Origin of the sequence: Paraburkholderia elongata (assembly GCF_013177735.1) — a bacterium.
Classification (GTDB): domain Bacteria; phylum Pseudomonadota; class Gammaproteobacteria; order Burkholderiales; family Burkholderiaceae; genus Paraburkholderia; species Paraburkholderia elongata.
Genome location: NZ_WOEZ01000117.1, coordinates 48304 through 74741 on the forward strand (window position 1 = coordinate 48304; position 26438 = coordinate 74741).

A 26438-nucleotide genomic window follows, 5' to 3' on the forward strand; every position below is an offset into this window, starting at 1 on the left:
CAAGCGGGTGGAGAGTCAACTCGGTGGGTTGGCGATCCGTGATCTGGACGCTTCCAAAACCGTGTTGTGCATATTGCCGGCACCGCTGCTCACAACTAGGATTTGTCCAATGCCGTTCAAGACCATCCGCTTCGAGGCCGCCCGCGGGATCGCAACGGTGACCCTCAACCGGCCGGAAAAGCTAAACGCGGCCAATGCCGACATGTTCAACGAGCTGATCGAAGCCTTCGGCAGAGTCGATGCCGACGATCAAATCCGTTGACTGCGCGTGCCTGGTCCTGCAGCCCACGGGCGAGCCTGTCTTTGACTCGGAGATGGAGAACGTGGATAGTCTGCTGCGTGTGCCGATACGGTTGCTCCTCCGCATAGGCACGCTTTGGACTTCCCCTAAAAAATCACAGCATCCGGGCTGCGCTGTCTACACCCGCCATTCATCCCCGGGCCTGAAGGCCGAGGTCTTCAGGCAAATCGCCGATACTGTAGGGCTTCGCGCTCGGCAACAGAATCTGAATCAACGGGCGCGCTAGCACCACGTCTCACCCTGCCCTCGCGTCCCGGTAATCCCGCGCACGTAGAGGCGCTAGCGATAGACCGGCATCATCCCCGAAGATGTGAGCAGCCCTCCAGTCTCTTTCAATCTACGGCCAAGCTCAGCGATACGGCGCTCGCCGGCGACGAGCGCTTCTGCGGACGTGTGCACAGAGTAGGCTCCAAGATGCAATGGATAAGTATGCGGCCGCGCGGAGCCAAGAACGAAAACGGCAGGTTCACTGCCAACTGCCTCCAGAACAATTGGCTTCTCGTTGTGTTCGAAGAGCACCATCTCGCTAGAGCCGATCGGTTCGCCCGCATCCAGCGCCCCCTTCGCGACGGCCAGCCAACCGACGGAGTGCGCGTTCGGCGGCTGGTAAATCCAGCGCTCACCGACCTGTAGAGTAACCAGCAGATAGTTGATACCTGCTGGCGCCGGTACGGGGCTCTCAACCTCGTCATAACAGCCGACGATGACACGAGCGGGCCCGGCCTGCCTTATGTGTTCGGTTTCGAAATAGCGGCTTTCCGGTTCGCCGTTTTCGAGTTCGGGTGTCAGCGCAAGCCAAAGCTGAAAACCTTGAATATGAGGTACGTCACCTGGCGACAACTCGTGACCGTGCCAGACCCCGCCACCCGCGCGCATCCACTCAACACCACCGTACGAAATCACGCCCGTGCCCGCCGCCGGATCGTCGTAGCGCATGTTTCCTTCGGTAAAGACGGTCACGGTAGCCACGCCCGAATGCGGATGGATCGGCACGCCGCCACCCGCTGTCATCGCGTCCATCGTGCGACGATCGGCGCTAAATATATCGAGGAATACGAATGGTTTTAGAGTAGAACCTAAATCCGACGGACTCATCAGGCGGGCAATCGGCCCGTATCCGTGGCCGCGCGTTCGATGCTCAATACGTCTGCGTGGTGTGCGGGCGCTGGCCGCCCCTTCAAACAAGTTGGTAAGCGTTGCGTCAAGATTCATTTCCTTCACCGCTCCTTCTGATTGCATACGGCGGCACGCCGCAATTCTATCGATCGCCGTCGCGGCAGACTCCACTGCCGCCCCGCGATTTCGACGTAACCCCAATGAAACCGAACAGACCTTTGACATAACTTTCCCGGCAGTCGAAGAAAGCTGCCGTTGCTTCTCCGCTGTAGAAGCCCCCATGCGATGAACCAACGATAGTCCGATTGTTTCTCGAGAGTTCTTCCACCGCGCGCGTTGTAGCGGAAGGTCCTACCTGTCACGACGAGTCGATGCAGCCATGCCTTGGGCGAGACGCCAACGAAAAGTAATACATCGGCGCATCGCCCCAGAGGTCGATTAGCGCCCTATAGACAAGGCTCGCTTAATGGTGCTCCGCCAACTGCTGCCAAACGCGCAAACCGCCCTCCACGAAGACGAAGGTCAAACCCAGCGCCGCGAAACCACGTCCGGGAAATAAGACGACTGTTAAGCGTGGCGAGCAACATGACCGAAATGCAGCCGTTACTCTTCCTTGCGCGGCCTTACGGTCATCACAAGGCTACGGGGCCGGACGGTTGCCCAAGCCACCGTCCGTACTGTCTGCCCCGGGGCGAGTTCCAGCCTCCAGCGCCGGAGCATGGTAGCGAGGGCAGTGATCATTTCGGTCATTGCCAAGCGTTCCCCCATGCACCGGTGGACGCCTCCGCCGAACGGCACGAACGCGCCAGGAGGAAGCGTCAGGGTGCCATCCAGCCAGCGGTCCGGGTTGAACGTCAAGGGGTCGGAGTATAAGTCGGGATCGCGGTGCAACGCGTGCTGGCAGTAGGCCAGTTCGGTGCCTGCGGGGAGAGTCCAGGTGGCCAGGCGGGTTTCGGTCACGGTGCGGCGTGTGATAATCCAGCCGGGATGGTGCAACCGCAGAGCTTCAGTAATAACGCTGGACAAATACGGTAGTTGGTCCACCGCATCGAACGTCATAGGGCGATCACTGAGGATCTGATCGAGCTCGGTGAGTACTCGGGCCTCGATCTCCGGACGACTAGCCAGCTCGTACAGGACCCAGGACAAGACCGTGGCAGTGGTCTCGGTGCCGGCCAGTGCCAGAGTCAGCACTTCCGAGCAGACCTTGTCCGTAAGCGGTCGGCCGATCGCCTCGTCCTCGGCGAGCAGAAGCATGGACAGCATGCCCCCGGCGTCGTCCTCGGAGGACTGCAACGCGGCGATGGCTTCACCGATGGTGGCCCGGATGTCGTCACGCGCCTTGAGGAAACGACGGTTGAAGGCAATCGGCAGACGTTCGACCCAGTCGGGCATCATGAGACGCACACCGATGCCGCTCAAGATCACTGAAAGGTTCTCGCACAGCCGGGCGAAGACAGCGGAGTCCAGGCTCCCGGCGAAGACGGTCTTGACGAGCATGTCGAGCGAGAGTTTGATCATCGCTTCGCGGACATCCACGGCTTGACCCGGCACCCACTCCTCGATGGCGGCGTTCGCCTCGCTGCGCATCACGTCGACATAACTGGCGATCTTCGGCCTGCTGAAGACCGGCTGGAGGCGCCGCCGTTTCTGGGTGTGCTCCGATCCGGCCACCGTGATCACCGCCTCACCCACCAACTGACCCATCTTCTCGTAGAACCGCCCCTTGTCCAGACTCGGCCCCAGTTTGGTGAGCATGGTCTGGATGAGCTCGGGGCCTGTACCACGATCGTGCGTGTGCCCGGCTGCAGGGTGATTTCGACCAGCGGGCCGTAGTCCTTGCGAAGCGACGCGATGAATGCGAGGTTGTCCCGCCACAGGTGCACTGCGTGCCCCAGCAGCGGCAGCGAGCCCGCGGCCCGGGGGATGATGGGCGCTTTCGCCAGTGTCATGGTGGCCAGACTCCTTATCAGCTGGTGGTAGTTGCGTCGAGGTCGGTGAGGCATTGCCACCACCATCGGACCGAAGGGACGGGGATCGGTTCGAGAGTGGTCTCGCGAGCCTGAGACGTCAGGGTGATGCGAGAGCGGCTTCCATCGGTGGCGTTGATGTAGCGACCGCAGTTGGCGCTCCAGTCGATGTTGCCACGGTTCCACGCGTCCAGGTCGGCGATGAAGCGGGCCAAGTGTGGGCTGGCGCCGCCGAGTATTTGGTCGCGCAGGGCGAGGTACGCGTTCAGGACCCTATCGCGGAGGGCGACGGCCTCCGTGAGGGCCTGCCCGAGGCTGTAGCCGTGCTCGTGAGCAAGGACCGCGACTAAGTTGTGCCAGTCACCACCGCGGCGGGTCTCCTTGGCATAGGAAAAGATGTCGTTGTCCCAGCCGACGATGGTACAGGTCATCTCTATAAGCGCCTGCACATGCGGGTGGCTAGTCTGATCGTGTGGGACCTCGAAGCCGTTGCCCACGTCCTGGAGGAAGATGGTGGCCCGCAGGGATCCGCTGTCGATGCGCGAGGCCGCGTATTGGTCGAGTGTGGGAATGACGCGGTTGGCCCGATTGAGTGCCTCCCATGCCTGGCACATGAGGTAGGCACGTACGGCCGCGCCCCACCGCGCGATCTGCACGGGTGAGGCAACATCCTCCAGGCGCCGCCGGATGTCGGCCAATGCCGCGACCACCGGAAGGTATCCCCCTTCAGCTGGGTTGGGACGCGGTGTCTCTACCACGCGAGCCAGTTGGAGCGCAAGTTCCATCATCGCACCGGGCTTGTCGCTGTGGACCCCTTCGTCACAGTAGGTATCGTCGAACACAAACAGCCACATCAGGTAGTCTGTGGCGACCTGCAATGCCGACCGCGAGTTGCTGCGCGGCATGATCCGCCCTGCCAGGTCGCCGGCCAACGCCCGTACAAGTCGCTCCCGCTGGACCGGATCAGAGCACAACCCGAAACGGTCTGCCCAGGCCAAGGCTCGGGCGTCGAGTTCCCGCCAAGCCGGATGGATAGCGGGCGATATCGGACACCACACGGCGGGAAACACCAAGTCTTCAGGGTCGATTACATTCACGACGGACATCAGCAATTCCCTCCGCAACCAGTCTTCGGCCAGTTATGCATGGAATCGGCCTTATGTCCGAGTTTCTGGTTGTACAAGATTGATTGGATATGCCTGAAAGCGGCTTGAGACGCGCTCTGCGGATTGTTCATGCGCGCGTCGCGCTTCTAGAGCGTCTTGAATCCCCGTCCCTCGGCCACGAGCCTTTCGAGCAGCGGCGCCGGCTTGAAGTCGTCGCCATGGATCTTCTGCAGTTCGCGCAAGCGATCCAGTATCCTTTTGAGCCCCACCAGCTCTGCCCAATGCATCGGGCCGCCGCGATACACTGGCCAGCCGTAGCCCTTCACCCAGACGACGTCAATGTCGGATGCTCGCAACGCGATCCCTTCCTCAAGGATCTTTGCGCCTTCATTGACCATCGGATACAGGCACCGTTCGAGGATCTCTTCATCGCTAATCTCGCGCTGGGCGATGCCGCGCTGGGCCGCAAAGTCGCGAACGACCTGCTCGACAAGCTCGGAGTTCGATCGATTGCGATTGCCGTCATAGTCGTAATAGCCAGCGCCAGTTTTCTGACCGCGCCGCCCCAAATGGACGAGGAGCTCCCGCACTGAGTTCGGCGTCTTGTTGTTCGGGTCAAGTCCGAGGTCGATGCCCGCGAGGTCGTTCATGGCGAACGGCCCCATCGGCATCCCGAAGTCGTAGATAACGCGATCGATATCCCAGAGTTTCGCGCCCTCCAGCAACAACTTCTGCACCTCGCGCTGTCGCTGGGCCAGTAACCGGTTGCCGACAAAACCATGACAATTGCCGACCAGCACCGGAACCTTGCCAATCTTCTTGCCCAGCGTCATTGCGCTCGCGATCGCGTCCTTTGCAGTGGCGCTGCCCCGGACCACCTCCAGCAACGTCATGACGTTCGCCGGTGAAAAAAAGTGCAGGCCGATCACGTCCTGAGGCCGAGACGTCGCGGCCGCAATTTCATCCAAGTCAAGATAGGAGGTGTTGGAGGCCAGGATGGCACCCGGTTTGGCGATGCCATCGAGCTTTTCAAAAACCTCCTTTTTGATATCCATCCGCTCGAAGACGGCCTCTATGACCAAGTCGCAGTCGGCCAGCTCGTCGAACTGCAGGGACGGGGTCAACAAGCCCATCCGGGCGGCAACATCCGACGGACTCAGCTTACCCTTGCTCAGGCTGCTTTCGTAGTTGCGCTGAATTGTCGCAGTGCCGCGATCAAGGGCCCCCTGGTCAGCCTCGACGATTATCACGGGCAGGCCGGCATTCAGGAAATTCATCGCAATACCGCCGCCCATGGTGCCTGCACCCACAATGCCGACCTTCCTTATTGGACGCGTCGGAGTGTCCTCCGGCACTTCCGGAATCTTGGATGCCTGACGCTCCGCGAAGAATACATGCCTTTGCGCGCCAGACTGCGTGCCGGCCACTAGCTTGCGGAACAGACCGCGCTCGATCTCCATCGCCACTTCGAACGATTCGTTGACGGCCGCCTCAATGGCCTGGATATTGGCTTCGGGCGCGTCAAAACCTCGAAAGCGCTTGGCATTGGCCTTACGAAACTCCGCGAAGATTTCAGGGAAGATCTTTGCTGCGTCGAGCTTCTCGTTGTTGTCACGAATGCGAAGCAGCGGCTTGCCTTCCGCCACTACCGAGCTTGCAAACGCGATCGCGCCCTCGCGCAAGTCCCCGTCGACCAGATGATCGAAGAGGCCCATGCGCTGCGCCTCTTGTGCTGGCACATGGCGGCCGCTCGTCACCAGATCAAGCGCCGTTTCAACGCCAACGATCCGCGGCAGCCGCTGCGTTCCGCCCGCCCCCGGCACAAGTCCGATGTTAACCTCGGGAAGTCCGGCTTTAGCGCTTTTCGTTGCCACCCGGTAGTGCGCCGCCAGTGCGACCTCGAGCCCGCCGCCAAGGGCTGTGCCGTGGATCGCTGCGATCACCGGCTTCGGTGCAGCTTCCAGCAGGTCCTGGATATCACGAATCGTGGGGCCTGCACTGGGCTTACCAAACTCGCTAATATCCGCACCGGCGATGAAGGTCCTCCCCTCGCAGATGACCACAATCGCCCGCACCGAAGTATCAGCATTCGCGCTGACAAACGCCTTATATAACCCCTCTCGCACTTTGGCAGACAGCGCGTTCACCGGGGGTGAGTTCACTGAAACGACCGCAATGTCGCCTTTCGGGCTTAGATCGATAACTTCGTTGATGGAAGCCATTAGTACTCCATATATAAAATCGCGCTCTTTAGCCAAAAGAGTCGTCGATCACTTCGCGCCGCCGGACCAGGGCGTGTACTATTCCTTAGATGCGGCCATCCCCACTTCGAAATAGGTACTCAGACCGGTCACGCGTTGCAGGTGTCGCTTGAAAGCCAGTTGCTTACCAACGTTTGCTTCGAGCGCGAACCTCGCAAGACGCCGCGTCAGATTCCGGGTATAGGTCGGACCGGCGGCTGCGCGGCTTATTTGTACTCGACTGGAGATCCAGACATCCGGCGGTCTCCGGACCCTGGTCAGAGGCGCTCGATGATGATCGCCGGTGCCATGCCGCCCGCCGCGCACATGGTGACCAGACCGCGGCGGAGGTCTCGCCGTTCGAGTTCGTCGAGCATGGTGCCGATAAGGATGGCCCCTGTAGCACCGATCGGGTGGCCAAGCGCCATGGCGCCGCCATTCACATTCACCTTGTCCCGGTCGAGCTTGAGGTCGCGGATGAATTTCTCGGCAACAACGGCAAAGGCCTCGTTGATCTCGAACAGGTCGATATCGTCGAGTGTAAGCCCGGCCTTCGCGAGAACCTTCCGGGTTGCGGGCACCGGGGCATTCAGCATCAGCGTAGGACAATCGCCCATATTGGCCGCCGCAACAATACGTCCGCGCGGCTTAAGCCCGTGGGCGGCAGCATAGGACGGCGACGCCAGCAACAGGGCCGCAGCGCCGTCGACCACGCCGGAGGAGTTGCCCGCGTGATGCACGAACTGGATGTCTAGACCGGCGTACCGGTCGTTGATAAGCTGGCGGAAGGTCTTACCGGTTGAGTCGACGGCAACGTCAGCGAGCGCCTCGAACGCCGGCTTCAGCCCGGCGAGGCCCTCCAGTGTCGTCTGCGGTCGCGGATACTCCTCGTGGTCAAGGGCAAGCGTATCGTCATCGTGATAGACGGACACCAGGCTCCGAGAGAAATGACCGCCGGCGATCGCCTTGGCTGCGCGTTGCTGGCTCTCGTAGGCCAGCGCATCGAGATCGCTGCGCGGAATCCCCTCGATGGTGGCGATTGCGTCGGCACAGATCCCCTGATTCGATTGCGGATGGAGCGCGCGCAGATGTAGGTTGCCGTTGTCAAAGACGTTAGGACCATCTTCGGGGCGTTTGCTTGCGTTGTTTACCGACATCATTTCCGTACCACCGGCAACTACAAGATCCTCAAAGCCCGCACGTATCGAGGCTGCCGCGATAGAGACGGCCGTAATCCCCGAGCCGCAGAACCGGTCCAGCGTGACTCCGCTGCAGCGGATGTCATATCCTGCATCGAGCACGGACATGCGACCAAGGTCATTGGCTGACTTGCCGCGCTGCGCATTGGTACCCCAGACAACGTCGTCGACGTCAGCAGTGTTGATTCCTGTACGCTCCGCAAGTGCCTTGAGCACCGTTGCTCCGAGTCGCTGCGGGTGAATTTCACAAAGCGCGCCCTTGCCCATTTTGCCGGTGCCGCGAGGCGTCCTGCACGCGTCGATGATTAGTGCTTCGGTCATTCCGAGAACTCCTCGTTTAGTACGTAACAAAACACATGAAAACATACTCATTAGTCAATGCATATTACTATGTCGGATGTTTCATGGAAAAGCAACAGCCAAGTTTGAAAAAACTTAGCGGCGGGTTATCTACCTTGCAATGGCGTGGCATGCCGCCACGAATGAGATTGATAATCTTCGCAATGCGATGAGTTAGTTCCCCAACCACACCGCGCGACTGAATCATCGCTTCGGCGGCGAGGGTTTCCGTTTGTCCGATGGTATATTTGGCAGCGGGCAAGTCTAGGATCAACTTGCAATTGTCCTGGGGCCTATGGCCGCTGCTGCCGAGGCCTGCGACTTGAAACGCTCAGGCGTCTCAACCGAGTAGCCGCCCAAACCAGATTGGTACGCTCTGCGCGCATGTCGGCGAGTCGCAAGGAAGTACGTTCCGTACCTTCCTGTCGTCCGCATAAGGCAGAAAATCATGTTGGAGTGCTGGGCTAGGCATGATCCATGCCTTCTGGCCATTGACAATGAACCTTTTGCCATCACGCACTGCGCGCGCCCCAATTACAGGGAAGCCCGAACCGGTAGTGCGTCTGGAAAAGCCCTACGTCTACCAGTCGCGATCGTCGAGCACGCGCGGCAGCCGATGCCTGCGTTGTGCTGCGGATCCGCACCTAGTGAGCACGGGTCCGAAGCACCTCAATTCTGTAGAGAACGATTCGCCCCCCCAAAGACAAGGGCCGACTCGTTGTCGAATATGAAGGGCCGCACAACAGACCGACCGATTCCGCCATAATTTGGTATCCAGTCCGCCCTGCCGCCTAAGGATGTGATGCCACGACGCCATGTACTCCCGCGACAACCGCAGTTCGTCAGCTACCTTGCTCGCAAATCGCACCGGCACTTCTCCGCGCAGGAATTCCCGCGCCCGGCCTTGAAACCGCTTCTCCGCCAGACTGCATCCAGGTCCATCGTTGCCGTCTTCACATGCGCCTTACTTCCAGCATGCGAGGCTCACTCATAGAACATACCTCGATGTTTTTTTTAACGCCATTGTGGTATGTTCTACTCCTACCTACGCTGAGGGTACTAGTGCGGTGCCCTTTTGGGACGCCATGGCGAACCTGCATGCATCGACCGCTCAAAATACCCGGACAAAAGCGCGTAGAGCGATGGGAGTTACCGAGCAAAAGGATGCTTGGCACGTTATTCGGAGCACAAGATGACAACAGGATCGATTGCCACTTCGCCGGTGTTCGCACTCCTTCGCGATCCTTTCGTAAGAAATTTGCCAAGAACCACAGAAATCAAGTCGGAATCGCGCTGATCGTGAGCGGGGAAATGGTCGCAGATCTATGGGCCGGTCGGGTCGATCCCGCGCGTACGCGGACTTGGACGCCAGACACGATCGTTACCATCCGGTCCTCGACCAATGGAATCCTCGGCACCTGGTTCGCCGTGGTTATCTATCGCAGACTCTCGTCTTGCGAGAACAACGTGTGCGAGTACTGGCCCGAGTTTGCCCCATCCGGCAAGAAAGAGATCACCATCGACATGCTGCTGTCACACGAGGCCGGGCTCAGCGGCTTCATCGAGCCGGCAAGCGTTGACGAGCTTCTCTACGGCACGGCTGTCTCCGAATGGCTTGCGCAACAGCCACGTCAGTCGATGCCCGGCACCGTATCGAGTTGTTACGGCATGACGCTCGCGGTGCAATGGTCACGGTATACCATCAACGTCAACGCGATTGCATCTGGATGCTTTCCATTTGGAGATGATGGATACGATGATCGAGTGCACGGGCGAGTTCACCTATCGCTTCCCACGCAAAGCCATGGGCCGCCCGCTGCAATTAGACTGAGCCCTTCTCTATCTGGCGTCCCTGCCAAGTGACTTTGCAACCGATGCCGTTATCAAGGTGGCCGACAGCCGGCATCCTCGATGATCGGCGCCACCATATCCCCAGGAGGATGTATGCCCCAATCGCCGAAGAGCAGAATTGACATCGTGAGGGTCTATTTTCAGGAGATCGATGAGGGCCGCTTTCCGCATCAACTCTTTACGTCCGACTTCGAATTCTACTTCCCTAAGTTCGGCGTCGGACGCGGTCTAGCGGAATTCGGGGAGCTTGCGGCGGGAATGATCGCCAGCGGCAACAAGGTTGGCCATTGCCACGACTCGTTCAGTTTCATCGAAGCGGACCGGCATGTCGTCGTCGAAGGCGCAACCCGTGGGACCACCAGCGAGGGCACCGCGTGGAAAGGTGGCGACACCCCCGGTGGCAGGTTCAGCAGTATTTTCGATTTCGACAGAGAGGGCTTGATCGAACGGATGTTCGTCTACCTCGATCCGGACTACGCTGGCGCCGACAAAGCTCGCTTTTACTGGAGGCGTGAGAAGCCGAGTTGGTAGAGCATTGCTGAGCACATCGATCAGCGCCGCCGAAGACCTAGGAGCAGGAAGCGACTGACTTCCTGAGCAATTTGCGCCGCACGCCGTTCATTTGCGGGAGGCAGCCACGTCGAAAGATAGGTAAAACTCCCCGGCGCGGCCAGCTTTACCGGTTCGAGATCGAAGGGACGCAGGCTGCCGTCTGCGATCCCTCGACGGGCAAGCTCAAAAGATCGTGCGGCCAGACGTTCATTTCGCTTCGCAAGCTTGGCCCGCGTCTTCGCCGGAAAGGCTCCAAGGCCCGTCGTAAGCCATAGCGGATAGATGTCACTGAGTTGTGCCTCGACGTCGAGTTCGATCGCCGTCATTGTCGCTTCAAGGCCTGTCTCGCAGGCCTCGGCCGCATCCATGACGCGCTCGTAAATGTCGAATGCGCGCGCGCAACAAAATGAGACAAACTCCGGTTTGCTCTCGAAATGATGGTAAAGCGCCCCCTTCGTCATGCCCATTTCCAACGCAATTTCGTCAAAGGAAACACCCGCTATGCCGCGACGATTGAAGAGCTTGGATCCAGTCCGAGCAAACTCCTCCATTCGCTGCTCGCGCTCAGTCCGTGGCGTATCGCCCAGGATTTCCGCAATCCGGCGATGGGTGCTCGGAAACCGGTTGCCTAGTGGCACCACACCGTTCATGACCATGTCCGGGATCGCCGCAGCCATTCTGGCGGCGAACTCCTGTTCGGACTTCTTCAACCAAATCCGAATCAGCGGCGCCCATGACAATACGCCGAAGATCGCCTGACAGACGACCTCCAGATCGCAGTCCCTGATCGAGCCGTCCTCTTGGCCTTCGCGCAACAAGGTCTTCAGGAGCTCGACGTTCTGCGCCCGGTCCTTGCGAACGGTGGCTTGCTGTTCGTCATCGAGTACCGCGATCTCGCTCAGGACAGCCACGGGGTAGTGATCGAGATCGACCGAGAGCTTGAGGAACATGCCGAGTCGCTCGGCCCCACTAACCGGCGTCTCGTAAGCCCGCAGCAGGTCACTCTGGGTGAGCGAGCAGGCGCGCCTATAGCACTGGAATACGAGGTCCTGTCGATCCGTGCAGTAGTTGTAGAGCGCTGCGCGCGTCAGGCCCACCCGCTTGGCGATCGAACTCAGGCTCGCGCCAGCTACACCGTCGCGGGTAAATTCCAGTGTCGCCTCGTCGATAACCGCAATGTGACGCGCCGCGCGCGCTTCAGCCATCAGTGAGCGCATCACGACCTCTCATTGGCGACGGAGTCGCCAAGCATATGGAATCCGGAACGGGAAATTTGCGTGGAACCTGCTACACCGGGGTGACTATTGATAACTGGGAATTGGGGCCAGAATGCATACATAAGCGACATTGTAATTGACGACTAGGTTTCTAGTTTACCATTACACGCTTGACACTAGCTGCTCCGGATCAAATGCCAGCACCGGAGAGGCATCATACCGCATCCATTCGTCCCCAAACGGGCCGCATTGACCCAAACCCTTCACGAGTGGGAATTCTAAAAAATCGCTACCCAGTTCGCTCGAACGCGATCACCTTGAACTGCGCGAGGCGCCGCCTGAGCCTACGCTGGGAGAAGGCCAGGGACCGGCGGCTCATTGGGCTCGGTCGTGGCCCAACTGGCCGAGGCGATAGGTTGTCGGCTTCGCCGGCGGAGTTGAGCGCTGTTGCTGGGTAGTCGAGGAGCTGAGGATCGACGATTGTGTCGACGGCACGGCCAACGATCTGCCCCGCGCGACTGCAGTGAGCGTTTCCAGAGAGCATCGCGTGTTTTCGGACGGCGTCGGCGGTCGCGTGGCCATGACCGCGGTGAATCTGCTGAACACGCACGACTGCATGCTCTCATTCCGCGCCACTGCTGCCCGTCGATTTAGCTGGCGGGCCAACCATGGGACCGAGCACTACCCTACGCTGGATGGTAGGCATCACGGAGGGGATCGAGGAGGTTCTGCGGCAGCGGAAGATCAAGTCCGAGGCATGGATCGTTGATGCTTTCTATCATGAACAACTCGAGGCCGAGGATGATCTCCGACGTCTTATGCTTCAGGGTCGGCTGAAGGCGGTCACGATGTCGTCGAGGACTTCGAGAAACTGCCCGACGCGATCGTCGGACTCTACGGCGCAGGCCGATTCGACTCGTGAAGGCTCAATTTAGTAACACAGGCGATAACCTGGCTCGCTAAGGCCTCGTTTATCTCGACGAGATCGAAGTCGTCGACACGTAGACGCTGGCGGCTCATCAGCCTAAGACGTACAGATCTCACGCTGCAACTGCGGCGTGACGCATACAATCGACATTGACCGAGTCATGTTTGGGACGGTGACAAACCGATAAAGTCCCACCCGCCGTGACGATGGCGCCGCACACCAAAGCACCGAGCGCATCCATCTTCGCCAGTCGGTTGAGAGACGTCCCGGCCCATGGCCTCGGCAAATGCGATGATCACAGGCTGATCAACAACTGCGTCCCCGTAGGTAAGTCGGCGCCCACGGGGACGTCAGGTGCGAGCCTCCTTGTTCACTCTACAAAGTCGGTCGCAAACATGTGGCCCCAATAGTCGCCGACAGTATGATACTCAGATTGATAGGTTGGCGAAGAGCCCTCCGCACCATACTCGCAGAACCATCCTGACGGAGTACTCATGTAGAAGGAGAACATGTTGTCATCGATATGGCGCCCGATATCGTTCAGGATCGGTATTTTCTCTTTCCGGACAATGTCATAGGTAAGACCAACGTCGTTCTGCTCTTCGACTTCGATCATAAGGTGATGAATCCGCTTGGGCGTATTGCCTGCACCAAACGCCACCATATGGTCTCGCCCCCCTTCGGCGGCCATGAATGTCAATTCAAAACGCCTTTCCCCCACCCCGAAGCGCATCTCCACATTGCCGCGCAGATCCATTAAGTCGCGATAAAAGCGGTAAGAGGCTTCTACGTCAATGTTCCGCACGATCATGTGGCCGAGACCGAGAGCGCCGGTCCTGAATTTGCCATGCATGCCGCGGCCGGGCCGATACGGCTGATGTGTATCGACGAGTGGTCCGTGAAAAATCTCTATAGGAAGACCGGCGGGGTCCTTTACTCGCACATAATCGAGCACGCAGCGCTGCTCGGCTTCGGACGCCGTCGCACGTTCGAAAGCGATGCCCAACTCCTCGAGACGATTGATCGACGCCTGCAACTCTTCGGGGCCGGCTACGCGAAAGCCCGCATAAAGAATGTCGTCGGATGGGTCTTCATGCACGCGGATGCGATAATGCCAATAGTCCATCCGCAACCGCGCCCCACCCGGCTCATCGATCCAGTCAACACCCAGAACGTTCGTCGCATAATGCCGCCAAGCTGCAAGATCGCTCACACCGATGCCAAGATAACCAAGCTCGGTGACACCATAATCCTTTCTGGCCATCAGCCTTCTCCTCCTCACGTGAGCCATCGTGCACTTGCCTTAGGGTTATGGCACGCGGCAGATAAAGATTTGCAGCTCCACTTCTCCGCGCCGCACCGCGTCAGATGTCGTAAACCGCTTTGACGAGATTGATGCGACGCGGATTGCGTTCCATCTGGTCGCTCATGTGATTCATGACGTAACCGACGGCGACGCCGGCAACCGGGTCAGCGTAGCAAAAGGCCCCCCCCCAGCCACCATGGCCGAACGCGGCCGTGTTCGGCCCAAAATCGCCGACGTGGTTGGTGAGAAACCCGGCGGACCAACTCCGCCGCATCTGGCGCACTTCGTCGATCCCGTCAAACCGTAACTTCGTAGCTTCAGCGATGACGTCTGGCTTCACAAGCCGGGGGCCGTCATGACCTGCATCAAGCAACAGGGCGCACATACTCGCCAGACTTCGTGCGTTGGCGAAACAATTGGCGGCAAAGAACTCCGAAGCCTGAAATTCGGGTGTCGCCTGCAACGGCACGTCGACGACAGGATTGATCAGCGCTCGCTGCGCCTCACTAGTGACCTTCACGGTTTTCGTCACATCCAATTTTTTGGATTCGATAAGGTCCGCCGCACGAGACCGGTCGGCATGCGGAAGCCCAACGGAAATTTCCAACCCCAACTTGGCCTTGAGCTCATCGGCCACAAATTGTTTGATCGAGCGGCCCTCGACCCGTCTGAACAGAGCGTCAGCAAGAATGCCGACAACGTTGCTATAGCCTGCTCGCTCACCGGGATTCCAAAACGGCTTCTGAGCTGCGAGCCGACAGGCGGCGGGCTCGCCCGCAAAAAGATCCTCGAGTGTGGCAGGCGTGTCAAAGCCGGTGATGCCGCTTTGGTGCGCAAGCAGCATGGCGACGGTGACATCACCTTTGCCCTCAGCCGCAAACTCCGGCCAATAGGTGCTCACCTTGTCTCCATAGGAAATGAGGCCCCGGTCGACCAGAATCGCGAAGCAAACGCCCGCAACTGCCTTGGAGACGGACCAGACGCAAGCCACCGTATCGGCACTCCAGGGCGCTTGGCGCGCAGCGTCTTTCCAGCCGCCCCAGAGATTGGCCACCAACGCGCCGTCGGCTATTACCGTGTAGCCGGCACCCACCTCACCCATCTCTCGAAAATTCCGAGCGAAGGCCTCGCGCAGTCGTTCATATTTCGGCGCGCAATAACCGTAAAGTACAACGTCATCCGCCTGCATTTCGTTCGAACTCCTCACTGTCACCTCCGTTTGATAGGTAGCGCGTATGTTATCCATCTCGCTGTCTGTTTATATTATACGTCTTAGAAAGTTTATCTGACAAGTGCGTATGTTTTATTTTTTGGGCATGCTGATGTCCCGGATGTGTGCGATTTGACAGGAGGCGATAGACATGGAATCGTCCCCCAAGCGGTAACGGAACGATCGGTTGACATTTAAGATGCCACGGAGTCGCCGACGGCGTCATTGCGCATAACAGCATCAGGGGTTCGAGCACTCGTGGCCGGGCGTCGTCTTTCAGTTGCGGGTGACAACGCCTATCTCAAGTCCCTGATCGACTCCATGGGATACGCGCCCACACCAAGAGACGGGGCTGACGTGACTGGATAGAGTAAGCTACTTCGATTCTGAACTGCGCAATCCGAACAGCAGCAAACTGCTGATTTCGCGAGCCAAGGTTGTGCTGGAAAGACGTCGCGCTGAGGCCCCCCACTGCGAAACGTAGGCGAAAGCGCCAACAGAAGCTATCCGCACCGGGGCGATGTCAAATTTCCGCAGGCTGCCGTCCTCAATGCCGCGCTCATTGAGCTTCAACGTCCGGTCCAAGATCGTGTTCATCCTAGACACGAGCTGCTTCCTGAGATGAGGAGGAAAATTTTCGACACCAGTCGTAAACCACAAAGGATGGACATCAGAGAGTTGAAGCTGCACATGAAGCTCGACGATCGCCCGCGTGTATTCAACTCCGTCGGCGCTGTTCTCTACTACGTTGAGAATTCGTTCCTGGATATCAAGAGTTCGGTGGTAACAGTAAGCGACAAACTCGGGCTTACTCTTGAAGGCGTGATAGATCACTCCCTTCGTGAGACCGACCGCGGCTGCAACGTCATCCAGCGAAACCCCGTCGATGCCTCGTTCGTTGAAGAGGCGCGATCCGGCCTGCGCTAGCCCTGCAAGCCTCTGCTCACGCGGCGTCGTGGGCGTCGGCATTTTGACATCGGCAAGTCGCTTTCGGACCGCCGGGCGCTCCTCTTTACCTGCCGCGATGCCCTCAATGATCATCTGAGGCACCGCCTTAGCCATGCGTTGGGTCAAAGTGCCATCTGACACGTTCAACCACAATCTAGAAAGCGGAGCCCAGGTCAAGACGCCGAAAATGGCTTCGGCCACGATATCGACGTTGCACTTACGTATCGAACCGTCCTTGACGCCAACGGTGAGCAGCGTTTGCAGTTCTGCCACATTTCGCTGTTGCGCGGCAATGACAGATTGGCACTGCTCGGCCGAGAGCAGTCCGATCTCACTGAAGACAGCCATTGGACGATGGCTGGGGCTGCTCATTAGCTCGACAAAGGTCGCCACCTTCGCGAGTCCCGGGCCATGCGTAACCCCGGCACGCTGGAGGTCCGAGTGAATGAGTTCACATGTTCGCAGATAGCATTGATGGACGAGGTCGTACCGATCCGAGCAATAGTGGTATAGGGCCGCTCGCGTTAGGCCGACGCGCCGCGCGATCAACGTCAGTTCGGCGCTCGAAACGCCGGCCCGCATGAACTCTATGGTCGCCTCATCGAGGATCGCCCCATGCCGTGCCTCCCGCGCCTCATCGCTCAGTGAGCGCCTCCGCGTCCGACGCGGTGACTCGTCTTCTCTAGGCAGTCCTGAAGCCCCGCCCTCCGGCGACAAATCGTTCGAGCAGAAGCGCCAACTCTCGGCCATTTTGATTCCTGTGGCGATTACGTTGTGAGGCTACTTTTCCAAGGGGATCACACCCCCGAACCGGGGTATGCGCTTTTCCCGGAATGCGGCGACTCCTTCCACGAAGTCAGGACTGCGCCCAGCCTCACACTGCAGGCGCCGCTCGAGGGCGAGCTGATCGACAAACTTTTCCTCTAGCGCCGACCATGCGAGGCGACGCACCAGACCCAATGCGTGGGTAGGCCCCGCGGCGAGACGCCGGGCGAAGTCCATCGCTAGGTCAAGAACCTGCCCATCGGGCGACACACGATTGATGATCCCCCACTCAAGCGCCTGAGACGCACTGATCTTCTCGGCGAGCAGCATCGCCTCCATTGCACGGACGCGCCCCGCAGATTTCGCCAGCAAATAGGCCGAGCCTCCATCGGGTACGAGGCCAATACGGGAAAACGCCTGAAGGAAGTATGCACTTTGCGCGGCAACGACGAGGTCACCGGACAAGGCGACCGAGCAGCCTACGCCCGCCGCAGGACCGTTGACCGCGGTCACGAACGGAACTGCGAGATTGTGGATAACCGCCATCAGCGGATTGAATAGACGTTCCAGTCGCTCGCCAGCGTCGCGCTCGCTCGTCGGCTTGTCGGCGGGGCTGACGTTGAGATTGACGCCGGACGAGAAGCCGCGGCCATTTCCTGTTAGCACGATCGCCCTCGCTTCGCGTTCGGCCTGCAGCAACCTTTCAATCAGCAACTCGCACATCGCATCAGAGAATGCGTTGAGAGCACCCGGGTCGTTTAGACGAACAATCGCCACATCGTCCACACATTGATAGTTCACGAGACTTTCAGACATTTGATCTTCCTTCGAGAGTCACGCTGAGGTCCGCTAGGTCCCCAGCGCACGATGATTGCCGACGCCATATCGCCAACCGCACACAGGGAAACCACGCTGCGGCGCAAGCGACGAGAGTGATAGAAAGTGCGTCACATGACGCGTAGCTGACACCACGCCTCACCAAATCATGCGCTTCCCCCGCTTGCTACAATCGCTACACAATCGCCGAAACCAATAGAGCGGAAACCTTCCGCAGAGGCGGTCGCTTTCAAACGAATCTCATCGCTGTCCTCAAGATAAAACCGCGATTCCCCAGAAGGAAGTTCAAGAGGCTGCTTTCCGTTTTGGCTGATCTCCAAGAGACAGCCAGCGCCCCCCGGTTGCGCTGATGAGATCGTTCCGCTGCCCAGAAGGTCGGCGGGCACCAAATTGCATCCATTCACCGTATGGTGAGCGATCATCTGCGCGACCGTCCAATACATGTCACTCGCCCGGCCAGCGCTGAGCCTGTGGGGTGGGCGCCCCTGTTTCCGCATCTGCGCCGTTGTCAAAAAGACCTCAAGTTGGATCGAAAGTGCGTCTCCACTCCCACCCGTCGTCGTGACAAGATAAGGCAAGAGTTCAGGATCGTCGACGGTGCGCGCATTGTGCGGCATCAAAAATGGGATCATCGCCTCGGCCGTGACGACCCATGGTGAAATAGTGGTATGGAAACTCTTCGACAGGAACGGCCCAAGCGGCTGAAATTCCCAGGCCTGGAGGTCGCGCGCCGACCAGTCATTGACTAGGCAGAATCCCGCAACCCGGCCAAAAGCGTCGTCGACGGAAACGGCGCTGCCTAGCTCGTTCTCGCCAGCAATCCAGACACCCAACTCGAGTTCGTAGTCCAGTCGTTGGCTCGGACCGAAGACGGGCGTAGTGAAATCGGGAGGTTTCCGCTGCCCGCAGGGACGCCGTACAGGTTGACCGGACACGCGGATCGAGGACGAGCGGCTGTGATAAGCGATCGGGAGGAACTTATAGTTTGCCGGCAAGGGAGAATTGGGGTTAACCAGCCTTCCGCCGTTTGTAGCGTGATGAATGCCGGCGAAGAAATCGGTGAAATCACCGACGCGCGCAGGTACGTGCATTTGGCATCGGGCGGCCGAGTGAAGGTGCATTTGCACCTCCATCTGTCGCTCAGGATTACTAAGCAGGTCGAACAACGCGTGACGCAAGGCACGGCGCTGCGCGGCTGGCGCCCCGAACAAAGAGTTGAGTTCAACTGCGGACAGCAGGGGGGCGACGTCAGGCGGCAGTCGCCCATCCAGCGCCAGACTACGCAGGTCCACGATCTCATCGCCTATCGCACATCCGATCCTCGGCTCCTCTCCGGCGACGCTGAAGACGCCTAGTGGCAGGTTCTGGATCGGGAATTCCCGATGAGCGCGGGCGCTGTCCACCCACGTCTCCGCGTCTGGGTCGTGCGTCCGATCTGTCGAAGTCATGTTCATTGATTCTATCCAAGCAAGTACGTTCAGATGATTTTTGCTGCTTCGGTGAACTCCAACCGGGGTTGACGGGGAAACAGCAATTCATCCGTTCCGTAGCCGAGATTGCAGAGAAAATTCGCTTCAATCCTGGTTCCGTCGAAGAAAGTTCGCGTGACGCCACCGGCATCGAATCCCGACATCGGCCCCACATCCAGACCAAGCGCGCGCGCGGCCAGCATCAAATAGGCGCCCTGAAGCGATCCGTTGCGAAAAGCGTGATCGCGCGCCACGTCAGGATCCTGGAAATGGGCGGCGATGTCCGGCGCATGGGGGAAGAGCCGACCAAGATGGCGAGGGAAATCCAAGTCGTAGCCAATGATCGCGCAGACTGGCGCCTTCATTACGCTCTCGAGGTTCGTGCCCAATAGAAAGGACGCAAGTCTCGCCTTGGCATCCTCGCTTTTCACGAAGATCAAACGCACCGGTGAACCATTGACGGATGTCGGGCCAAACTTGAGCAACTCGTAGAGTTCCTTTAGGAGCGCATCAGGCACCGGAATCGGCGCCCAAGACTTGCGTGTCCGCGCGGTTCGAAAGAGTTGGTCTAGCGCCAGATCGTCGAGCCGACCCGACGACGCCTGTCGATGCAGATTCTCCATTTGCTCGGATGTCCCCTCATTAGATGTCACAACACCGCTCCGTCGATCCGTTTGTTGAGCGACCGCCTCTCAATCTGGCGCCCTCGCGCGAATTCGCAGCGTTCGATTAGTGGCATCAGAACGCCTTGTTGCCATTACTATACCCGTTTGTCACTTCACAATGCAATTAGGTATGCCAAAATGGAACGACGGATTCACTCTTTTAGAGCATCGCTCAGGCGCGCTCAAAGATGGCAGCGATGCCCTGCCCGCCGCCTATGCACATCGTCTCAAGTGCATAGCGCCCCTGGCGCCGCTGCAGCTCATTCAGCATCGTTGCCAAGATGCGGCCGCCGGTCGCGCCGATCGGATGACCGAGCGAGATTCCTGAGCCGTTGACGTTAAGTCTGTCGGGATCGTGCCAGTCCCACTCTTTCAACACCGCTAGCACCTGAGACGCAAAGGCTTCGTTCAGCTCGACGAGATCCATGTCATCGAGCGATAGGCCCGTTTTGCGAAATAGCTTTTCCGTCGCCGGCACTGGGCCGATACCCATGCGAGACGGCTCACAGCCTGCCACCGCCCAGCTAACGAACCACGCCATCGGATCGAGCTTCAAATCGTCTAGCAGATCTTCTGCGACGACAATGCACGCAGATGCGGCATCGTTCTGCTGGCTGGAATTACCCGCCGTGCAGACCCCCCCCTCATGAACCACACGCAGCTTGGCCAGCCCTTCCATGCTCGTGTCGGCGCGAATGCCTTCGTCCCGATCGAAGATAACAGGCTCGCCCTTGCGCTGCGCCACTGGCACTGGAACCAACTCGTGGGAGAACTTCCCCTCCGCCCAAGCCGCCGCGGCACGACGGTGGCTGCGCATCGAATATTCGTCCGCCGCTTCGCGGCTGATCCCAAAATCCTTCGCGAGATTGTCAGCCGTCTCCATCATGCTGCGGACCACCCCGAAGCGCCATTCGGGTTGCGATCGGACTCGGCCTCGTTCCAGCCGGTCGTACAGCACGACGCTGCCGGCGCGGGAGCCCCAGCGCTGCGTTGTCGAATAGAATTCGCAATTGCTCATCGATTCAGCGCCGCCCGCGATCACGACATCGGCCGCGCCGGTTTGCACCATCATCGCAGCCGTCGTTATCGCCATGAGCCCACTGCCGCAGCGCCGTTCCATTTCCATACCGGCGACGCTGATCGGAAAACCCGCGTTAAGCGCACACCAGCGCCCGAGCGCCGGCGCCTCGCCGTTGCCATAGGCGTGACCAAAAATGACGTCGTCGATGCGCCCGGGGTCGATGCCCGTCCGCTCTACGAGCGCCTTGAGCACAATCGTGCCTAGATCCTCCATCTTCAGCGGAGTCAGGGCGCCCCCGAATGCGCCCACGGCTGTTCTTAGGGGAGATACGATGGCTGCACGTCTCAAAGGAAAGTCTCCTGTTTAGTGATATCAACCGAAGGTCGCGCGAAGCGCGCGCCATTCCTCTTCCAATTCCGCGCGAAACTGGGGCGCCGCGACTGTGATCAGAGCCTGCGCGCGCTCATCGATCCCCTTATCGCGCAACTCGGCCACGCCATGTTCGGTGACGACCGTATCGATGTCCGAGCGGGCCACGCTGACGCTGGGTCGGGCGAGGCGCGCAACGATGCGCGACACCATTCCCCGCTCCGCCGTTGCCGGGAGCGCGATAATTGATCGTCCGCCAGGCGAAAAGGTCGCTGCACGCATGAAGTCCGGCCCCCCGCCAACACCGCTAGACAAGGCGTTCCCTTGCCACTCGACGTTCACCTGGCCGAACAGGTCCACCTCCAAAGCCGAGTTAATGCTGTGCAATCGTGGTGTGTCGATCAGTGCAGGCAAGCCGTGGGTTTCGAGGGTCGTAGCGAATTCCACAAGATCGGTGTCCTGCAGCCAGTTATAGAAATCGACTGAGCCGTAAGCGATGCCGGCAAGATGGGCTCCGCCGTCAGCCAACGCGCCAGCCTCGGCCAGCTCGCGCAACCCGCCATTCGCCATACCCGACCGTAGAACGAGTCCGCGATGATCACGCAGAAACGTCCAGACCCTGTCTGGCGCGCTACCGATCCCAGTCTGAATGTGAGCACCGTCAGGAATCAAAGCTGCGACTGTTCGCGCAATGGCGGCCGCCGTTTCTGTTTCCCTCGCGACCGGCGCCTCGACCAACGGCCCCTCTAGCGTCACCACCAGATCCGCATCAGCAATAGAGAGCATGCGAGCGCGCGGCAGAATCGGCATTGCTGGATTGATGAGCAGCACCTTGAACATCGCGTTCGGCCACACCAGCGGCGTGAAATCGCTTGCGACGCCAAGCGAGCACAAGCCGTCTGCATTGGGCGGCGCTACATGTGCGACAGCTACGTCGCAGGCGATCGCCTGAAGATAACGCGCCGCGCCCCAATACGTCCGTGGCAGAAGCGTCACCCGCCCCTGGGCGAAGCTGTCACGCATACAGGCTGGCAGCATGAAGGTTGTCACGGTACAGTCAGGGGCGAGTCCGCCATAGTCCAACGTCTCGTTCATGCCAGGAACGAGGCCGCTGACGAAGCGCACGCCCGCGCTTACCTCCGGTTGGTCCCGCAGCGCAGTTGCCAGCGCTCGAGATTCTCCGGTAGCGCCGGGAATATAGATGGTCCGGCCAGACCGAAAAGCCGACAAAAGGACGTCAAGATGGCACGCCATATCTTATGCCCCGTACACCTTACACCGCCCAGCTCGACTAGCCAGCGAAAACATGATGGCGCTGACCGCGCCGTTGGACATCGCGGCTGAGCCTGTACGACATCCCGACATTGCGGATGACGGACTCATGTGGTGGCGGAGTTGGTCCATTGCGGCGACTGTCAGCCTCTCTGGTTGAAGCGGCGCCCGACAAGGACGGAAGCAATATTCGTCTTCTGGACGTCGATCGTGCCGCCTGCGATGCCCCAGGCATAGCTGTCGCGCACACGCTGCTCCATGCGGTATTCCTGGGAATAGCCATAGCCTCCCATAATCTGCAGGCCTTTCGATGCGACCTCGACAACCATCTCGTTGGAGAAGCACTTGGCGAGCGAGGAATCGAGAATCGAAGGCAGGCCCTGGGCTGCATTGACCGCCGCGCGATAGATGAGCAGGCGCGCCGCCTCAACCTTCATCGCCATTTCGGCAAGCTTCATCTGGATCGCTTGAAAGTCCACGATGGGCTTGCCAAATTGTTCGCGGTCCTGCGCGTAGGCCGTTGCCTCTTCGAGCGCAGCGGCGGCGATGCCAAGACCCATGGTGGCGTTGCCGCAGCGTTCCAAGCTGAACGCGCTCATCAATTTGCTGAAGCCGCTCTTGGGGACGATGACATTGTCTTTTGGCACACGCACTTCGTCGAGGTAGATGTCGGCGGAGGGAATTCCGCGGAAGCCCATGAGCCGTTCCGGACGGCCAAAGCTGATCCCCTTGCGCTCCTTCTCGACCAGAATCGCCCCGATACCTTTCGCGCCCGGCTCATTGTCGAAACGGCAGTAGACGATATAAAAATCCGAATGACCGCCGCCCGAGCACCAGCGTTTCTGACCGGTGACGACGATCTCGTCACCCTCAATACGTGCCGCAGTTTTGAGGTCGGTAAGCGCCGTGCCTGCCGATGGCTCCGACATGGAGACCGCTACGATCGCTTCGCCCTGAACGACCTGCGGGATAATACGGGCCTTGATGCTATCGGATGCGAAATGCTCGATCGTGCGCACGGGGCCGGTCGCACTCTCAAAGATCGGCCACGCGACAGCCGGCGAGATCATTGCGAACTGCTCAAGAATCAGCAGTGCTTCCAAATGACCGAGCCCAAGTCCGCCATAGATTTCGGGCAGGTTGACACCGAGAAACCCCATCTCGGCATAACGTTTGCGCATCGATTTGGGGAGGGGCATCCCCTTTTCCTCCATCTCCCGCGACAAATCCATCAGTTCCGCGCGCGCGAACTTGCGCGCCGTTTCCTGCAGTTCTTTCTGCTCGTCGGTAAGCTGAAAATCCACTGGTCGATTCCTTACTCTCTTAACGTTTTAAGTTCGATCGCCATGTCTGCCCGACGACCTGTCGTGCTGCCAACCCCGCTTTTGGCCACGGGGATCGACATGGAGAACTGGCAGTTGCCGAATGCCGCCCTCCTAGCCGCTCGGCAGGATCCCTGCGGAGAAGCGCTCCTCAATTCGTTGCATTGACACACACCAATACCCGCCCTTCGCGTACACCGCCCCTAGCACGTCGGGAACCGCACAACATGTGCGAACAGTGTGGCGCTGATGCGGATTTGGTCACGCCGTTCAGGTGTCATCGCCGCGAAGGGTCCTAAACCGATGTCGGCGACTTCTAACACTTTTACCGCGGAGTTCGGATCCCTAGCCGTCGATCCACCCCTTTTCTGAACACACCGCGTGTGGTTGGAACCGTCATACTGCCACAAGATACGCAGTTGTCAAGACCAGTATCATGTTAGTATCATATTGGTGCCGGACTAACAAAACCTGCGACTAGAGTTGAAGAGAGGAATGCAAATGATGGTCAACAGGTCTCGCGTCTCGACCGCGGAAGCTCGCGGGATAAGATATTTCCAGACCAGTGCCTCAACGCCCACCACATTCGTGGGGCGAGGTTCTGAGTTGCCAAACCAGGAATCCCGCTGAACACGCGAGGTATTCCATCCACTTTGTCGGAGGCTTTGATGGTTAACGCACGACATGTTGCCGGCGACGCCGTCGATTTCGACGCGATGCGCACGCTCGGAGACATCGCCCGATATCAAGCGCGACATCGCCCACGCGCTGTTGCGTTGAGTTTCGAAGGCCGCGAAATCGACTATGAGACTTTCAATCGCCACTCAAACCAGGTAGCGAACAAACTTCTCCAGCAAGGCGTCTCGAAGGGACAGCGGATCGCCTACATTGGCAAGAATAGCGACTACTTCTATGAGATTCTATTCGGCGCCGCCAAGGTCGGCGCCGTCATGACGTCGATCGGCTGGCGACTGGCGCCGGCCGAGATCGCATACATGTTGGAAGACAGCGGAGCCGCCTTGCTATTCGCGGGTCCCGAGGTCGAAGTCCAGGTGCGCGAAGCGTTGCGACTGGTCGGGCATCCGGTGGAAGTGGTCGCACTTGAGCCATGCGGCCTCTCGTCCGTGCTCTTCGAAGTCTGGCGGAGCAAAGGCAGCCCCCAGAACGTGGAATTCCGGCCCAGCGAAGAAGACGTGGTGCTGCAGCTTTACACGTCCGGCACGACCGGACGCCCGAAGGGCGCCATGCTAGCGCATCGCAGCATTCTTAGCGTGCGCCGCGCCGCCTCCAAAGCCGGGCTGAACTGGAGCGCCTGGAACGCCGACGACATCAACCTGGCCGCGATGCCGGTTTTCCATGTCGGTGGCAGCGTCTGGGGCATTGTCGGTCTCTTCCATGGCGTCAAGTCGATTGTCGTCCGGGAGTTCGACCCGCTCAAGGTACTGGACTTCATTGAGCAGCACAATATCTCAAAGATCTTCATGGTTCCTTCGGCCCTCCGCATCGTGGTGAACGAACCGCGTGCGCGCCAGGTGGATTTCAGCCGACTGCGCTATATCATCTATGGTTCTTCGCCGATGCCGCTCGATCTTCTTCGCCAATGCATGGATGTGTTCGGCTGCGGCTTTTGCCAAACCTATGGGCTGACAGAGACGTGCGGGACGATCGTCTATCTTCCGCCGGAGGATCATGATAGGTCGGGAAATCAGCGCATGCGCTCTGCGGGCATTCCGATGCCTGGTGTGGAGATCAAAGTCGTCGACGAACAGGGCCGGACACTTCCTCCCGGTACGGTTGGCGAAATCATGACGCGCTCCGAGGCCAACATGGTGGGTTATTGGGGTATGCCGGAGGCCACGGCTCGCGCGCTGGACCCCGAGGGATGGCTGCGAACAGGCGACGCCGGTTATACGGACGAGGACGGCTATCTTTACATCAGCGATCGAATCAAGGACATGATCATCTCCGGTGCCGAAAACATCTATCCAGCCGAAGTGGAGAATGTGATCCACGATCATCCTGCGGTAGCCGACGTCGCGGTAATCGGGGTGCCCGACGAGAAATGGGGCGAGGCAGTGAAGGCAGTCGTCGTGCTCCATCCGGGCGCCGCCGCTGATGCAAGCGAGATCATCGCATTTGCCAAATCACGCGTGGCATCCTTCAAGGCGCCCAAGAGTGTCGACTTCGTCGACGCCCTGCCCCGTAACGCCGCCGGCAAGATTCTACGGCGCGAACTGCGCGAGCCATACTGGATCGGCCTCGAACGCCGCGTGAACTGAAGCAGAAGGCACCTCGGAGGTTGCACACACCAATCAATGATGACCCGAATGTATATCGATGGCTAACACCATCCGCCGTCCCCTCGACGTTCGCCGGACTGACCACGTTACCCGATGATGACTGGCACCAAATCGGGGGCACCCCAGATAGCCATG

19 protein-coding genes are annotated in these 26438 nt (G+C 59.4%); 4 read left to right on the forward strand and 15 right to left on the reverse strand.

The features are described from left to right. The first annotated feature begins 109 nt into the window (after nucleotides 1-109). On the forward strand, nucleotides 110-262 hold the full coding sequence (locus tag GNZ13_RS21925) for an enoyl-CoA hydratase-related protein (RefSeq protein ID WP_172167991.1): 153 nt from the start codon (nucleotides 110-112) through the stop codon (nucleotides 260-262). Between the two features lie 318 nt (nucleotides 263-580). On the opposite strand, the gene GNZ13_RS21930 is transcribed toward GNZ13_RS21925, so the two are convergent. From GNZ13_RS21930 to GNZ13_RS21950, 5 genes are all read right to left on the reverse strand, one after another. Beyond that, complete coding sequence (locus GNZ13_RS21930) at nucleotides 581-1513, reverse strand: pirin family protein (protein WP_172167993.1); 933 nt, start codon at nucleotides 1511-1513, stop codon at nucleotides 581-583. Between the two features lie 507 nt (nucleotides 1514-2020). Next, entirely contained in the window at nucleotides 2021-3295 is a 1275-nt protein-coding gene (locus GNZ13_RS21935; RefSeq protein WP_328807269.1) for a cytochrome P450, read from the reverse strand. A gap of 91 nt (nucleotides 3296-3386) precedes the next feature. Next, the gene (locus GNZ13_RS21940; protein WP_172167995.1) at nucleotides 3387-4493 is read right to left on the reverse strand and encodes a terpene synthase family protein; all 1107 of its coding nucleotides are present in this window, start codon (nucleotides 4491-4493) and stop codon (nucleotides 3387-3389) included. Nucleotides 4494-4639: 146 nt separating this feature from the next. Beyond that, nucleotides 4640-6715 (reverse strand): 3-hydroxyacyl-CoA dehydrogenase NAD-binding domain-containing protein, encoded by a 2076-nt coding sequence (locus GNZ13_RS21945; RefSeq protein WP_172167998.1) that lies wholly within the window; start codon nucleotides 6713-6715, stop codon nucleotides 4640-4642. Between the two features lie 296 nt (nucleotides 6716-7011). Beyond that, nucleotides 7012-8253 carry an acetyl-CoA C-acetyltransferase gene (locus tag GNZ13_RS21950; protein ID WP_172168000.1) on the reverse strand — a complete coding sequence of 414 codons (1242 nt, stop codon included), beginning with the start codon at nucleotides 8251-8253 and terminating at the stop codon, nucleotides 7012-7014. A 1182-nt stretch (nucleotides 8254-9435) separates the two neighbouring features. On the opposite strand from GNZ13_RS21950, the gene GNZ13_RS21955 reads away from it, so the two are divergent. Together GNZ13_RS21955 and GNZ13_RS21960 are read left to right on the forward strand one after the other, a co-directional pair. Further along, nucleotides 9436-10134: a serine hydrolase domain-containing protein gene (locus GNZ13_RS21955; RefSeq protein ID WP_172168001.1), complete on the forward strand. Its 699-nt coding sequence runs from the start codon at nucleotides 9436-9438 to the stop codon at nucleotides 10132-10134. 81 nt (nucleotides 10135-10215) lie between these two features. Next, nucleotides 10216-10653: a nuclear transport factor 2 family protein gene (locus tag GNZ13_RS21960; protein ID WP_172168002.1), complete on the forward strand. Its 438-nt coding sequence runs from the start codon at nucleotides 10216-10218 to the stop codon at nucleotides 10651-10653. A gap of 20 nt (nucleotides 10654-10673) precedes the next feature. On the opposite strand, the gene GNZ13_RS21965 is transcribed toward GNZ13_RS21960, so the two are convergent. From GNZ13_RS21965 to GNZ13_RS22015, 10 genes are all read right to left on the reverse strand, one after another. Further along, complete coding sequence (locus tag GNZ13_RS21965) at nucleotides 10674-11879, reverse strand: TetR family transcriptional regulator (protein WP_172168003.1); 1206 nt, start codon at nucleotides 11877-11879, stop codon at nucleotides 10674-10676. 1310 nt (nucleotides 11880-13189) lie between these two features. Continuing rightward, entirely contained in the window at nucleotides 13190-14083 is an 894-nt protein-coding gene (locus tag GNZ13_RS21975) for a VOC family protein (RefSeq protein WP_172168005.1), read from the reverse strand. 100 nt (nucleotides 14084-14183) lie between these two features. Next, the gene (locus tag GNZ13_RS21980; RefSeq protein ID WP_172168006.1) at nucleotides 14184-15314 is read right to left on the reverse strand and encodes a serine hydrolase domain-containing protein; all 1131 of its coding nucleotides are present in this window, start codon (nucleotides 15312-15314) and stop codon (nucleotides 14184-14186) included. Between the two features lie 396 nt (nucleotides 15315-15710). Next, nucleotides 15711-17033, reverse strand: coding sequence for a TetR/AcrR family transcriptional regulator (locus GNZ13_RS21985; protein WP_172168007.1), 1323 nt, complete (start codon nucleotides 17031-17033; stop codon nucleotides 15711-15713). Between the two features lie 30 nt (nucleotides 17034-17063). Next, nucleotides 17064-17864, reverse strand: a complete 801-nt coding sequence (locus tag GNZ13_RS21990) for an enoyl-CoA hydratase-related protein (RefSeq protein WP_172168008.1) — start codon at nucleotides 17862-17864, stop codon at nucleotides 17064-17066. A gap of 167 nt (nucleotides 17865-18031) precedes the next feature. Further along, the gene (gene fahA / locus GNZ13_RS21995; RefSeq protein WP_328807270.1) at nucleotides 18032-19288 is read right to left on the reverse strand and encodes a fumarylacetoacetase; all 1257 of its coding nucleotides are present in this window, start codon (nucleotides 19286-19288) and stop codon (nucleotides 18032-18034) included. Nucleotides 19289-19362: 74 nt separating this feature from the next. Further along, the gene (locus tag GNZ13_RS22000) at nucleotides 19363-19977 is read right to left on the reverse strand and encodes a malonic semialdehyde reductase (protein ID WP_172168009.1); all 615 of its coding nucleotides are present in this window, start codon (nucleotides 19975-19977) and stop codon (nucleotides 19363-19365) included. Nucleotides 19978-20191: 214 nt separating this feature from the next. Beyond that, nucleotides 20192-21388, reverse strand: a complete 1197-nt coding sequence (locus GNZ13_RS22005; protein WP_172168011.1) for an acetyl-CoA C-acetyltransferase — start codon at nucleotides 21386-21388, stop codon at nucleotides 20192-20194. 24 nt (nucleotides 21389-21412) lie between these two features. Next, a complete protein-coding gene (locus GNZ13_RS22010; RefSeq protein ID WP_172168013.1) occupies nucleotides 21413-22504 on the reverse strand; it encodes an acetyl-CoA hydrolase/transferase C-terminal domain-containing protein in 1092 nt (363 codons plus the stop codon). A gap of 320 nt (nucleotides 22505-22824) precedes the next feature. Continuing rightward, nucleotides 22825-23985, reverse strand: a complete 1161-nt coding sequence (locus GNZ13_RS22015) for an acyl-CoA dehydrogenase family protein (protein WP_172168015.1) — start codon at nucleotides 23983-23985, stop codon at nucleotides 22825-22827. A 671-nt stretch (nucleotides 23986-24656) separates the two neighbouring features. Here GNZ13_RS22015 and GNZ13_RS22020 point away from each other — a divergent pair. Further along, complete coding sequence (locus tag GNZ13_RS22020; protein WP_268959181.1) at nucleotides 24657-26282, forward strand: fatty acid--CoA ligase; 1626 nt, start codon at nucleotides 24657-24659, stop codon at nucleotides 26280-26282. Nucleotides 26283-26438: the final 156 nt, after the last annotated feature.

What these genes read in the sequence shown, in the direction of transcription:
- GNZ13_RS21925 (WP_172167991.1), top strand. Translation starts at nt 110, where the DNA reads ATGCCGTTCAAGACCATCCGCTTCGAGGCCGCCCGCGGGATCGCAACG.
- GNZ13_RS21930 (WP_172167993.1), bottom strand. Translation starts at nt 1,513, where the DNA reads ATGAATCTTGACGCAACGCTTACCAACTTGTTTGAAGGGGCGGCCAGC.
- GNZ13_RS21950 (WP_172168000.1), bottom strand. Translation starts at nt 8,253, where the DNA reads ATGACCGAAGCACTAATCATCGACGCGTGCAGGACGCCTCGCGGCACC.
- GNZ13_RS22010 (WP_172168013.1), bottom strand. Translation starts at nt 22,504, where the DNA reads ATGAACGAGACGTTGGACTATGGCGGACTCGCCCCTGACTGTACCGTG.
- GNZ13_RS21945 (WP_172167998.1), bottom strand. Translation starts at nt 6,715, where the DNA reads ATGGCTTCCATCAACGAAGTTATCGATCTAAGCCCGAAAGGCGACATT.
- GNZ13_RS21990 (WP_172168008.1), bottom strand. Translation starts at nt 17,864, where the DNA reads ATGTCTGAAAGTCTCGTGAACTATCAATGTGTGGACGATGTGGCGATT.
- GNZ13_RS21980 (WP_172168006.1), bottom strand. Translation starts at nt 15,314, where the DNA reads ATGCAGGCGGATGACGTTGTACTTTACGGTTATTGCGCGCCGAAATAT.
- GNZ13_RS21975 (WP_172168005.1), bottom strand. Translation starts at nt 14,083, where the DNA reads ATGGCCAGAAAGGATTATGGTGTCACCGAGCTTGGTTATCTTGGCATC.
- GNZ13_RS22000 (WP_172168009.1), bottom strand. Translation starts at nt 19,977, where the DNA reads ATGGAGAATCTGCATCGACAGGCGTCGTCGGGTCGGCTCGACGATCTG.
- GNZ13_RS21960 (WP_172168002.1), top strand. Translation starts at nt 10,216, where the DNA reads ATGCCCCAATCGCCGAAGAGCAGAATTGACATCGTGAGGGTCTATTTT.
- GNZ13_RS21965 (WP_172168003.1), bottom strand. Translation starts at nt 11,879, where the DNA reads ATGGCTGAAGCGCGCGCGGCGCGTCACATTGCGGTTATCGACGAGGCG.
- GNZ13_RS21955 (WP_172168001.1), top strand. Translation starts at nt 9,436, where the DNA reads ATGCTTGGCACGTTATTCGGAGCACAAGATGACAACAGGATCGATTGC.
- GNZ13_RS21940 (WP_172167995.1), bottom strand. Translation starts at nt 4,493, where the DNA reads ATGTCCGTCGTGAATGTAATCGACCCTGAAGACTTGGTGTTTCCCGCC.
- GNZ13_RS21985 (WP_172168007.1), bottom strand. Translation starts at nt 17,033, where the DNA reads ATGGCCGAGAGTTGGCGCTTCTGCTCGAACGATTTGTCGCCGGAGGGC.